This window comes from Pedobacter miscanthi (assembly GCF_032678605.1).
GTDB classification, from domain to species: domain Bacteria; phylum Bacteroidota; class Bacteroidia; order Sphingobacteriales; family Sphingobacteriaceae; genus Pedobacter; species Pedobacter miscanthi_A.
In genome coordinates this window covers 77043-89978 of the sequence record NZ_JAVTSU010000002.1, presented here as the reverse complement: position 1 = coordinate 89978, position 12936 = coordinate 77043, and the positions used below count along the sequence as shown (strand labels likewise).

10 protein-coding genes, 1 pseudogene and 1 riboswitch are annotated in these 12936 nt (G+C 39.4%); of the genes and pseudogenes, 4 read left to right on the top strand and 7 right to left on the bottom strand.

The genetic code is table 11. The annotated features are described in order from the left end of the window. Positions 1 to 160 precede the first annotated feature (160 nt). From metF to murQ, 6 genes are all read right to left on the bottom strand, one after another. On the bottom strand, positions 161 to 1114 hold the full coding sequence (metF, locus tag R2R28_RS03170; protein WP_316824260.1) for a methylenetetrahydrofolate reductase [NAD(P)H]: 954 nt from the start codon (positions 1112 to 1114) through the stop codon (positions 161 to 163). Positions 1115 to 1256: 142 nt separating this feature from the next. Next, positions 1257 to 4961: a methionine synthase gene (metH, locus tag R2R28_RS03165; protein ID WP_316824259.1), complete on the bottom strand. Its 3705-nt coding sequence runs from the start codon at positions 4959 to 4961 to the stop codon at positions 1257 to 1259. Positions 4962 to 5129: 168 nt separating this feature from the next. Next, positions 5130 to 5234, bottom strand: a riboswitch (SAM riboswitch). Between the two features lie 116 nt (positions 5235 to 5350). Continuing rightward, complete coding sequence (locus R2R28_RS03160; protein ID WP_316824258.1) at positions 5351 to 5524, bottom strand: hypothetical protein; 174 nt, start codon at positions 5522 to 5524, stop codon at positions 5351 to 5353. Next, a complete protein-coding gene (locus tag R2R28_RS03155; RefSeq protein ID WP_316824257.1) occupies positions 5524 to 6279 on the bottom strand; it encodes a Bax inhibitor-1/YccA family protein in 756 nt (251 codons plus the stop codon). The genes R2R28_RS03160 and R2R28_RS03155 overlap by 1 nt, the downstream gene beginning before the upstream one ends. Before the next feature lie 37 nt (positions 6280 to 6316). Next, entirely contained in the window at positions 6317 to 6883 is a 567-nt protein-coding gene (locus tag R2R28_RS03150; RefSeq protein WP_316824256.1) for a hypothetical protein, read from the bottom strand. Between the two features lie 99 nt (positions 6884 to 6982). After that, the gene (murQ, locus tag R2R28_RS03145) at positions 6983 to 7786 is read right to left on the bottom strand and encodes an N-acetylmuramic acid 6-phosphate etherase (protein ID WP_316824255.1); all 804 of its coding nucleotides are present in this window, start codon (positions 7784 to 7786) and stop codon (positions 6983 to 6985) included. Positions 7787 to 7975: 189 nt separating this feature from the next. Here murQ and R2R28_RS03140 point away from each other — a divergent pair, with 189 nt between their 5' ends. From R2R28_RS03140 to R2R28_RS03125, 4 genes and pseudogenes are all read left to right on the top strand, one after another. Further along, positions 7976 to 9586, top strand: coding sequence for a S41 family peptidase (locus R2R28_RS03140; RefSeq protein WP_316824254.1), 1611 nt, complete (start codon positions 7976 to 7978; stop codon positions 9584 to 9586). 153 nt (positions 9587 to 9739) lie between these two features. Next, positions 9740 to 10873, top strand: a complete 1134-nt coding sequence (locus R2R28_RS03135; RefSeq protein ID WP_316824253.1) for a histidine decarboxylase — start codon at positions 9740 to 9742, stop codon at positions 10871 to 10873. A 77-nt stretch (positions 10874 to 10950) separates the two neighbouring features. Then, positions 10951 to 11550, top strand: a pseudogene (locus R2R28_RS03130) (short chain dehydrogenase); the annotation flags it as partial. Between the two features lie 127 nt (positions 11551 to 11677). Further along, on the top strand, positions 11678 to 12184 hold the full coding sequence (locus R2R28_RS03125) for a GNAT family N-acetyltransferase (protein WP_316824252.1): 507 nt from the start codon (positions 11678 to 11680) through the stop codon (positions 12182 to 12184). Positions 12185 to 12362: 178 nt separating this feature from the next. Here the strand turns inward: R2R28_RS03125 and R2R28_RS03120 are convergent, their stop codons facing one another. Next, positions 12363 to 12872 (bottom strand): GNAT family N-acetyltransferase, encoded by a 510-nt coding sequence (locus tag R2R28_RS03120; RefSeq protein ID WP_316824251.1) that lies wholly within the window; start codon positions 12870 to 12872, stop codon positions 12363 to 12365. Between the last annotated feature and the right edge of the window lie 64 nt (positions 12873 to 12936).

The window sequence follows — 12936 nt, the reverse complement described above, 5'->3', positions numbered from 1 at the left end:
CAATTTGCCGTCATGCTGAATTCATTTCAGCATCTTTCTTCGATCGTCGAGATTTGTAATCTCGACGTTATGTACTGTGGATTTTAAATCCACTAAAAGATAATCCAAAGACGGGATTGCAAATCCCGACTAACCAGTCACCCGACTAAGCAGTCAGTCATTAAAAAATAGCCTTCGCAATCTTTTTAGTCTGCTCGGGGCGACCCATCGTATAAAAATGTAGTACAGGTGCACCAAAATCTATCAGTTCTTTACACTGTTTAATCATGGCTTCGGTACCGATTTCTTTTGCCTCGTTATTATTTTTAGCATGCGATAGGGCATCGGTTAATTCATCAGGTAAATCGATGTGGAAAATTTTAGGCAACACATTTAATTGCGACAAGGTACTGATCGGTTTCAAACCTGGTATAATTGGCACGTTGATATCATTTTCTTTGCATTTCTTTACGAAATCGAAATACTTCTGGTTATCGAAAAACATCTGCGTCACAATAAATTCAGCACCTGCCTCTACTTTCTTTTTCAAATATTTGAAATCGGTGCTCAGGTTAGGTGCTTCGAAGTGTTTTTCAGGATAACCCGCAACGCCAATACAGAAATCACTTTTAAAGGTTTCTACGTCTTCGTGCAAAAATTTACCTTCGTTATGGTTTTTAATGTGTTCGATCAGATCTGTAGCATAACAGTGTCCGCCTGGGGTAGGAACAAAATTACCATCTGCCTTACGTGCATCACCACGTAATGCCAACACGTTATCAATACCCAAAAACTGTAAATCGATCAGCGCATTTTCGGTTTCTTCTTTGGTAAAGCCTCCGCAAATAAGATGTGGAACGGCATCAACTTTATATTTATGGATAATTGCCGCACAAATGGCAATGGTACCCGGACGCTTACGGTAAGATACCTTTTGCAACAAACCGTTTGCCTGTTCCTTATAAATGTAATCTTCGCGAAGCGAGGTTACGTCGATAAAAGGAGGATTAAATTCCAATAGTGGTTCTATCGCATCGTAAATCCATTGGATACTTTGTCCTTTTACAGGTGGTAATAATTCAAAAGAGAATAAGGTTTTACCCTTTGCGTTTTTTATATGGTCTGTGATCTTCATAACCTGTTTTGGTTGTCATGCTGAATGCTAATGAAGCATCTCCAACATTTAGCAGTTCCTATTTTCTGATGACTGCAACATCAATTTATATGTCTTTTCTCCAGAGATCCTTCGTTGCTCTCAGGATGACAAGGAAGCTATATTAATAAGCTAAATTCGGACTTAACCACCGCTCCACTTCTTCAATCGGCATATTTTTTCTGATGGCATAATCTTCAATCTGATCTTTGGTAATTTTACCTAAACCGAAATACTTCGAATCAGGATGCGCGAAATAAAATCCACTTACCGCTGCCGTTGGATACATGGCATAACTTTCAGTTAAATGTAATCCGATTTTATTCTCCGCATCGAGCAACTGGAATAAAGTCCCCTTTTCGGTATGCTCCGGACAGGCTGGATAACCAGGTGCCGGACGGATACCTGCATATTCCTCCTTAATCAATTCCTGGTTGCTCAAGTTTTCGTCCTGTGCATAACCCCAGTATTCCTTACGTACACGTTCGTGCAAACGTTCCGCAAAGGCTTCAGCTAAACGATCGGCCAATGCTTTAGCCATAATGCTGTTATAATCATCGTAATTGGATTCGAACTCATTTACCAACTCATCAATTCCAATACCTGCCGTTACGGCAAAACCACCAAAATAATCCTGAATGCCACTTTCTTTTGGTGCAATAAAATCAGATAAAGCATAATAAGGCTGTCCATCTACTTTTTCGGCCTGCTGGCGGAGGGTGTGAATAACAACGGAAGATGGTTGATGTGAGATGGACGATGGATCCGTTCCATTTTCCATTTTACCTTTTACATCTAAAACGATGTCGTCTCCAACACTATTTGCTGGCCAGAAACCAATTACGGCTCTCGCTGTTAACAGTTTTTCGTCGAGGATACGTTTTAATAAAGTCTGTGCATCATCGAAAAGTTTCTTTGCTTCGTCGCCTACATTTTTATCGTCGAAAATTTTCGGATAGCTGCCGCGGAGCTCCCAGGTATGGAAAAATGGCGTCCAATCGATATATGGCACCAATTCTTCTAAGGGATAATTATCGAAAACCCTTGTCCCTGTAAATTCCGGAACTGGTAAGTTTTCTTTAAAATCGATCTTAAATTTATTTGCACGTGCTTCTTCTAACGTTTTAAAACGTTTATCCGATCGCTTATTTAAATGTGCTTCGCGGGCTTTATCATATTCAGCCCTGATGCCTGCCACATAATCGTCTTTTGTTTCAGGATTCATCAAGGTGCTGCAAACGGTAACACTTCTGGAAGCATCTAACACGTGGATAGCAGGTCCTGAATAATTTGGCGCCACCTTTACCGCAGCATGGATTCTTGAAGTAGTTGCTCCACCAATAATTAAGGGAATGGTGAACCCTTCGCGTTCCATTTCTTTGGCAAAGTGAACCATTTCATCCAATGATGGTGTAATTAAACCACTTAAGCCAATAATATCAGCTTTTATTTCTTTGGCCTTTTTGATGATTTCCTGTGCAGGTACCATCACGCCCATATCTACAATTTCGAAGTTGTTACAGGCCAATACCACACCCACAATATTTTTTCCAATATCGTGCACGTCACCCTTAACGGTGGCCATTAATACCCTTCCTGCCGATGAACTTTGGTTTTGATCGGGATTATCCAGCTTCTCCTGTTCGATAAATGGCAATAAATAGGCTACAGCTTTTTTCATTACCCTTGCCGATTTTACCACCTGGGGTAAGAACATTTTTCCGGCACCGAATAAATCACCCACAATGTTCATCCCGTCCATCAATGGTCCTTCGATTACCTGAATCGGACGGGCATTTTTTTGTCTGGCTTCTTCCACATCATCATCCAGATATTCTACAATTCCTTTTACTAAGGAATGTGATAACCTTTCTTCAACAGGGCCTTTTCTCCACTCTTCATCTTTAACCACCTCTTTACCTTTCGATTTTACGGTATCAGCATATTCTACCAAACGCTCCGTAGCATCGTCTCTTCGGTTTAAGAGTACATCTTCTACCCTTTCTAATAACTCGGGTGGAATTTCCTGATAAACCTCTAACATCCCTGCATTTACAATCCCCATATCTAAACCAGCCTGAATGGCGTGATAAAGAAATGCGGAGTGCATTGCTTCGCGAACGGTATTATTCCCCCTGAAAGAGAAAGAAATGTTAGAAACCCCTCCACTCACTTTTGCATGAGGCAGGTTTTCTTTGATCCAACGGGTTGCATTTATAAAATCGACAGCATAATTATTATGCTCTTCTAATCCGGTTGCAACAGTTAAGATATTCGGATCGAAAATAATATCCTCTGGTGGGAAACCGATTTCGTGAACCAGAATATCATAACTTCTTTTGCAGATTTCTTTTCTACGCTCGTAATTATCAGCCTGACCTTGCTCATCGAAAGCCATTACTACTACGGCAGCACCATATTGCATAATTTTGCGGGCACTCTCGCGGAATTTCTCCTCCCCTTCTTTTAGTGAAATAGAGTTTACAATTCCTTTTCCCTGCAAACATTTTAAGCCATTTTCAATAACCGACCATTTAGATGAATCGACCATGATTGGCAATTTGGCAATATCTGGTTCAGAGGCAATGAGGTTTAAGAATTTGGTCATTGCGGCTTCCGAATCCAACATCCCCTCATCCATGTTTACGTCGATTACCTGCGCACCACCTTCAACCTGTTGCAAAGCAACGGCCAATGCGGCTTCATAATCTCCACCTAAAATCAGTTTAGAGAATTTTGGAGATCCGGTAATATTTGTTCTTTCACCAATATTTACAAAAATGCTTTCTGGAGTGATGGTTACAGGCTCCAATCCACTTAAACGCATATGTGGTTCAAGAACCGGTATTTTCCGCGGCTCGGCTTTTCTGGCATTTTTGGCAATACAGCCTATATGCTCTGGGGTAGTGCCACAACAGCCGCCAACAATATTCACAAAACCTGATGCAATAAAATCATCAACCAAATGTGCTGTTTCGTGCGGCTGTTCATCGTAAGCACCAAACTCGTTTGGTAAACCAGCGTTTGGATAGGCCGAAACATAACAACCTGCTTTTGCAGCAAGCTCCTCAATATGCGGACGCATTTCTTTTGCGCCCAATGCACAATTAAAACCGATACTTAATGGCTTTGCATGCATTACAGAGTTCAAAAAAGCTTCAGCAGTTTGACCTGAAAGCGTTCTTCCGGAGGCATCGGTAATGGTACCAGAAATCATGATTTCCAGTTTACGGCCAATTACTTCTTCATATTTTTTAATGGCTACAATGGCCACTTTAGCATTTAGCGTATCAAAAATAGTTTCAATTAATAATACATCAGAGCCACCATCTACCAAACCACGTACCTGCTCGTAATAAGCCTCTTCGAGTTCATCAAAATAAACCGCCCTAAAACCAGGGTCGTTTACATTAGGCGACATGGAAAGTGTACGGTTGGTTGGACCAATGGCACCAGCAACAAAACATTTACGATCGGGATTTGCAGCCATAAACTCGTTAACAGCTTCTTTTGCCACACGTGCTCCTTCGAAACTCATTTCGTAAGAAAGATTTTCCATCTGGTAATCGGCCATGGAAATGCGCTGGGTACTGAACGTGTTGGTTTCGATAATATCGGCACCAGACGCGAGATACTCCAGGTGTATGGTTTTTATAATATCCGGACGCGTGATGTTAAGCAAATCATTATTGCCTTTTACATCACAGGGATGGTTTTTAAATCGCTCTCCCCTAAAATCTTCTTCGGTTAAGGTATATCGCTGAATCATGGTACCCATTGCACCATCAATCACTAAAATACGTTTCTCTAATTCTTCTCTTATGCTCATCTGTTGTTATTAGTAACAAGCAGCTAGTTTCAAGTATCAAGATTAATGATAGATCGAACTAACTTTAGATAAAAGCAAAGTATAAACAAATCTGTCTTGATACTTGATGCTTAATACCCAATACTTATGTGGCTTATTTAAAAAGTTGGTACGTGAATCGTAATCCTAAACTTATCTGGTCCCGAATTTATTCGGGATAGAATGTAGCACCTTGTAGGTTACAGGTTGCTAAGACTTCGTTGGGTCTAATCCCTCCGTCTTTCTTAATAAGCATACAAAAATGCAACAAAGCTACATCAATTCCAAAATTTATCGCTTTGCCGCCAAATAAAATTACAAAGGCCACGCAAAACTGCGCAGCCTTAAGAATATTGTTCTGTTTTATCGTATTAGCGAACTGCTGGTTTACCGAACTTTTTATTATACCAAATAGCCATATAACCCATCCAAAGCCCACTGCCCAAAGCTACCACATAAATGTTTTCGGTAATAAAAAGCTTAATGAGCACTTGAATGCATGCGCCAACTAATATGAAACCAATAACAGCTAAAACTTTATTCATTACTTTCTGCTTCCAAAAATGCGTAATAAGAAAAGGAAGATATTTAAGAAATCCAAGTATAAAGACAATGCAGCTACAATAGCCATTTTCTTAGATTCGATTTGAAGAACCTGTTCGCCGCTCGCTTCGATCCCTTCGCCTATTCTTTTGATTTTTTGTACATCGTAAGCCGTTAATGCTGTAAATATTGCGATACCAATGAAAGCCATAAACAAACTGAATTGCTCGCTCTGGATAAACATATTAATCACCATGGCAATTACTAAACCAATTACTCCAACCATTAAAATCGGACCAAATTTACTTAGATCGATGTTAGTGGTATAGCCCATAAAAGCCATAATACCAAATATACCTGCCGCACCGGCAAAACAGCTAACGACCGAACCTGAAGTATAGGTTAGCAAGATAAAACTTAAACTTACACCTGTTAATACTGAATAAAGCACAAATACTCCAATTAATGCAGGCAATGATAATCTGCTTAAACCAAAACCCATTAACATCACCAGTGCCAATGGAGCAAACATCGCGATATAGCCAAAAATTGACATACTCACTTTACCCGTTGCTGGATTAATATTTAAAAGATATTGCATTAACTGTTCATTTGTACCGAATAAATACGCAGCTACAGTTGATAAGCTCATTGCCACGAACATCCATAAGAAAACGTTAGCAAAGAATTTTTTAGAAACAGAGTTTTCCTGTACAAAAACACTATTTTTTTGATATTCGAAATTTTGTTGTTCCATTTTAAATTTTGTGTATTAACTATATAAAAATAAATATTTAGTTTAATCTTTTTGTCAGCAGTTCTTCAACTTTTTTAAAGAACTGTAGGGGCTTTAACGTCCGCCATGGCAAATTATCAAAGGCACCACCAAAGTTAATGTAATAATCGATGTTATTATCTCGAAACTCGGTAATTACATGCTCCTGGAAATTTACCCCAACAATCCAGCCATCTTCTACTTCCTGAAACCATTCTTCGTAATAACTGTCATCTGAAGCGTGAAAATTCAATACATTTTCGCCGATCAGGATAAATTTATTAATTCCCTCGTCCATCATCAGTTCTAAAATATCGCGTTTCAACAACATAATATCATTGTTAATGGCATCGTTCCACTCACCGATAAACTCTATAATGGCATAACCACAGTCGTAATCGGCGTATAATACCTTCATGTAAAGGGTATTGGAACCAAATTCATCCCATTGCGGATGTAACAGAAAGTTATATATCTGCTTATCGAAGTAAAGTTCTGAATATTCGGTATTGTAAAATGGCGAACGCTCATCTTCTGCCGAAATATAATCATCTCTCCACTGGTAATAAGGCTCAATCTCGTGCATGCTTTTTTAATTATAATTATTGAATGAGTGAGTTTTGAATGAGAGAATGATTAGTTACTCCACATTCCAACATTCAATTATTCTATCCTTCTCTCATTTCTAATGTCCTGCTTCTACTGCTTTACGCACGCTTCCGTAACGGGTTAACAATTCTGCAGCTTCATCGTAACCAATGTTCAGTTCGTCGGCAACCATTTGCGTACCACGATCTACCAGTTTATGATTGGTTAACTGCATATCAACCATTTTATTGCCAACTACACGGCCCAACTGAACCATAACAGTGGTACTCAGCATGTTTAAAACCAGTTTTTGTGCTGTGCCAGATTTCATGCGGGTTGATCCGGTTACAAACTCAGGGCCGACTACCACTTCAACCGGAAAATCGGATTCTGCAGCAATAGGTCCGCCGGTATTGCAAACAATACAACCGGTTAAAACTCCATTTTTGCGTGCCGTGTTCAGCCCACCGATAACGTAAGGTGTAGTACCTGAAGCGGCTAAACCAACCAAACAATCTTTTTCGTTGATGTTAAACTCCTGAAGATCTTTCCAGGCCTGTTCAGCATCATCTTCGGCAAATTCTACTGCTTTTCTAATGGCCGTATCACCACCGGCAATAATCCCCACAACCCAATCAAAAGGTACTCCATAAGTTGGCGGACACTCGGATGCATCTACCACGCCTAAACGTCCACTTGTACCTGCACCAATATAAAAAAGACGACCACCTTTTTTCATTCTATCGGCTACAGCTGTTGTTAATTTTTCGATCTGAGGCAAAGATTTTTCAACGGCAAAAGCAACCGTTTTATCTTCGTTATTAATGCCCTGCAGAACTTCCAAAACCGACATCTGGTCGATGTGGTGATAGTTGGATTCTTGCTCGGTAACTCTGTTCATAAATTTAATTTTGATAAAATTCGGTAAATTCTTTCTAAAATCTACCCTAAAAAATCAAAAATATATCGAACAAATTTCAACCAACACCTCTTTTGTCTTAATTAATGTTAAAAATTAGAAACAAAAGACACGAAAATGCAGTTAAAAAATATATCAACCCGCTAATTTTCATAAATTTGCCTAACGCTAATGAAAAAAAATACCCGTAACAACATACTGATCGCTACAAGCTATTCTGTAATTTTAATAGCGGGTATGTTTTTGGGTATAAAATTTATTAAAGATCAGGGATTTGGCGTTAAAAAAAGTCCACAGCTGGCCAGTAACAGCGACGAAAAGCTAAATGAAATCCTTCATATCATCAATGGAAATTACGTTGATGACATCAACACCGATTCACTTCAAAATTTACCTATAGATAGCGTTTTACACCAACTCGATCCACATAGCGTTTACTTGCCGCCAACTGATGCGCAGGATATGACTGATAACCTGGAAGGAAATTTTGAAGGTGTGGGCATTGAGTATTACATGCTTAATGATACCATGATGGTTACGGGGGTGGTTAAAGATGGACCGGCTTATCAGGCCGGTATAAAACTGGGAGATAAAATCCTCAGCATTGATACAGCAACCGTAAGTGGAAGAAATTTACCAAAAGACCAGCTAACCGGCCGTTTTAAAGGTAAGGCAGGAACTGGGGTAAGTGTAGTTCTCTTACATCCGAACGCCCTGCAGAGTAACCGCATTATGGTTACCCGTGGCAAAGTAAACATCAGCAGCATTGATGCAGCTTATATGATTAATAGTGAAACCGGTTATGTACGCATCAGTAAATTTGGCGCCAACACGGATAGCGATTTCTCTGTTGCCGCGAACAACCTTAAGGCTAAGGGCATGAAAAAGCTGATTCTCGATTTGCGTGATAATGGCGGAGGTTATTTTACCGCGGCAACGGGCCTGGCCGATCAGTTTTTACCAGAAAACAAACTCATTGTTTATACGCAGGGCAAACACGAACCCCGTACTGATTATTTTTCTACAGGAACAGGCGCCTTTCAAAATGGCAAACTAGCGGTGTTAATTAATGAAAATACAGCTTCTGCCAGTGAAATTGTAGCTGGTGCCATTCAGGATTTAGGCAGGGGTATTATTGTTGGCCGCCGTTCTTTTGGTAAGGGCTTGGTACAGGAACAATTTGCCTTTGGCGATGGATCGGCACTAAACTTAACCATTGCCAGGTATTACACCCCATCGGGCCGCAGCATCCAGAAATCATATAAAAAAGGTTACGATGCTTATAAACACGAACTGGATGAACGGATGACAGATGGGGAGCTAACCGGCGACGACCGTACTTCGTTTCAGGATTCTATTGAGAAAACGGAAGGCGTAAATGTTCAGCCGGCAAAAAAAATAAAGCCATTGGGTGGCATCCAGCCGGATGTATTTGTAAAATTAGATACTACCGGTTATAATAAATTCTACAGTAACCTGGTTAGTAAAAAAGTGCTGTCAGACTACGTATTTAATGTATTAACCTCAAAATATAATGCCAGCTTTGTAGAACAGAATATCAATATTTTTACCATAAACGATAATGATTTTAAAGATTTTATCGGATTTCTTCAACGCAAAAATGTACCGATAGACCGCCTTCAATTATACAGTGCAAAAAGTGTAATCCTGAATGATTTAAAAGCCCTGCTTTGCCGGTATTATTTAGGTGATGTTGGTTATTACAGGGCGGCAAACCAAACTGATAATGCGGTTAGGCAGGCTTTACTTAACCTGCAATAACCATATTTTATACTTCTCTAAGGCTAGATTAACAGCCTAAAACAGACTTAAGTTTTAAACAAAACGCAACAAACGATATAATATTCTTATTTTAAAAGAAAAAATAATACTATATTTTGTTTTAGCTAATTTTGTCCGCAAACTATATGAGTTATGGACGAGAGAAAATTACAGGCAATAGATCAGGAAGTGCTAAATAATCTATTGGAAAAAGTTAGGGAACAAACCGATTTATTTCTCGGCTATCCGGTTTCGAAAGATTTTGACTATCAGGCATTATCTGACTTCTTAAAATACCCAATGAATAACCTCGGCGATCCTTTTGTTGCTTCTACTTATGGTGTCGGATCGCGTGAACTGGAAAAAGAAGTGGTACAGTTTTTTGCCGAACTTTTTCGCGCACCAGCAGATAATTGGTGGGGTTATGTAACCAACGGTGGCTCAGAAGGCAACCTGTACGGTTTGTACCTCGCAAGAGAACTTCATCCAAAGGGAATGGTATACTACTCAGAAGCTACGCATTACAGTGTTCAAAAAAACCTGCATTTGCTCAACATGTCCAATATAGTAATCCGCACCCAGGAAAATGGTGAAATCGATTACGAAGATCTGGAACATACCATTAGGATGAATCGCCACATGCCGGTAATTATTATGGCCAATATTGGCACCACCATGACGGAGGCACGTGATGATGTGGCTAAAATCAAAACCATCTTAAAAAGATTGGCCATACAACATTATTATATCCATGCTGATGCTGCACTTTCTGGTACTTACAGCGCATTGATTGAGCCGAGGCCTGCTTTTGATTTTGAAGATGGAGCAGACAGCATTGCCATTAGCGGACATAAATTTTTCGGTTCACCAATGCCGTGTGGCGTGGTTGTTGCCAAAAAATCGAACCGTGATCGGATTGCACGTTCAGTAGCCTATATAGGAAGTGTAGATACCACCATTACGGGATCCAGAAATGGACATAGTCCGTTATTTTTATGGCATACCATTAAACGTTTAGGCTTAACAGGTTTAAAAAAACGGGCAATGCACAGTTTATCAACCGCAGCTTATACTGAAGAAAAACTTAAGGAAATGGGCATAGCCGCATGGCGGAACCCAAATGCCATTACCGTAAATTTCCCTACTCCACCACCTGCAACCTGCAAAAAATGGCAATTAGCGTCCGAACAGGGAAATTCGCATATCATTTGCATGCCAAACGTAACAAAAGCTCATATCAATCTATTTATCAATGATTTGAAAGCCGAAATGGTATTGCAGCACTGAAACAATACAAACTTTTAGATGACCTTAATGTTTAATAGCAATGTTAACTTAGCAAGTATCAAACCTTTAAACATAAAAGCATGAAAATAATAATTGTAGGCGCAACAGGAACATTAGGTAAAAAAGTTGCGGATGCCTTTGCTGAAAAACATGAAGTAATCCGCGTAGGAAATACCAAAGGTGATGTTCAGGTCGACATTACCGATGAATCATCCATTAAAGCCATGTTCGATAAAATCGGTGCTTTTGATGCCCTGATCAGTACTAGTGGAAAAGGCCCGTTTGTGCCGGTAAAGCAAATGACAGGCGAAAAATTTAAAAGCGGTTTACTCGATAAGTTATTAGGACAGGTTAATCTGGTGCTTATCGGGCAGCATTACATTAACAAGGGCGGCTCCTTTACCTTAACTTCCGGGATATTGGCAGATCATCCGATAGCTGCAGGAGCAGTATTAAGTGCAGTAAACGGAGGCTTAAATTCTTTTGTAATTGCAGCAGCTCCTGAACTCGAAAACGAAGTCCGTATAAATGCGATTAGTCCGAATGTGGTAGAAGATTCTCCAGCTTACTTCGATTCTTTTCCCGGGGAAATTCCCGTTACCATGGAAAAAGTGGTTAAAGCCTTTGAAAAAAGCGTTTTAGGGATAATTACCGGTCAGGTTATAAAAGTTTATTAGTCTTTAGGAGCATCAGGTATTTCGAAAAAAAACCGGATGCTTTCTTTTGTTTTAACGAAAGCTTATTTTAAAATCTTGCTTATTCAAGAGCCAAACCATTATATTAGTCTATCTAATAATCACCAATATGATAGAAACTGAACGCCTCATTTTAAAGCCTTTAACACACAATCAACTTTTAAAATACATCAAAGACGATCACTCGCTCGAAAAAGAATTTGATCTGTTGCCTACTAAAAAAAATATCTCTCCATCGTTACACGACGCTCTGGAAGAAACCATTTTACCCAATGTTTTTGATAAGGATAAAGATTATCTCTACCATACCTTATGGACAATCATTTCAAAACCAGATCATAGGATGGTGGGTGATATCTGTTTCGTAGGTGAGCCTGATCCGAATGGTGAAATTGAAATCGGTTATGGTACTTATGAAGAATTCAGGGGGAAGGGTTTTATGACGGAAGCCGTTGGCAGATTAATCGAGTGGGCCAAAGAGCAGCCTAAAGTAAAATCTGTTTTTGCTGCCACCACGAAAGATAATGTGGCCTCTTATTCTATTTTAGAAAAAAATAATTTTATCCATATCGGCGAAGTTGATGATATGTTGAGCTGGAAGATTGAACTTAAATAAATTACTCCCGCTGATTAATTTGCCGTGGAGACACGGAAATTACAGCATAATATTCGCATTTATCGTCCTGGTTTGTAAAGAGGATGAATGAAATACACATTTATAATGTGTTCAAATCAGTTAAGCCGATACAATCGGCATACTCGTAAGTCTTCGTTGCAAAAGAGGAAGATAATCTTTACAACACAATTTCAAACAAACTTAAACTAATGCCTTCATAGTGTTTGGGCAATCCTTCGGTTTTTTCCATGGTTACCATGCCAGCATAATCGAAGCCACAACCAGTATAATATTCGAGTAGTTTTTCATTATCGGCCCAGGTATCCATCCTGATAAATTTAATGGTATTTTCTGCAGCATAGCTTTTTGCCCATTTAATAATTTCCTTCACAAAAGAGTAACCTCTAAAATCAGGGTGGGTTACAATCCTATGAATATAAATGGCATCATGATCGCGTTCGCCCCAAATTAACTGATCGTTAAAAGTAACGGCAAAAACACAGGCAACAACTCCGTCTACAATAATTTTGTATTGTCGGTTTTCATCAATCTCGGTTTGCACCATCGCCCTGCTAAAGCCTTGCCAATGTTTGTTAAATACTTTCTTTTGATGAGCAATGGCCATATCATAAAATTCGAAAATGGTATCGATATCGGTTGAAAGGCTGTTTTGTACTTGTAATTGCATGCAGTAAAGGTAAGGGTATTTTTTCACCCCAGATTAGGCAGATGAACACAGATTAGGAAAATAC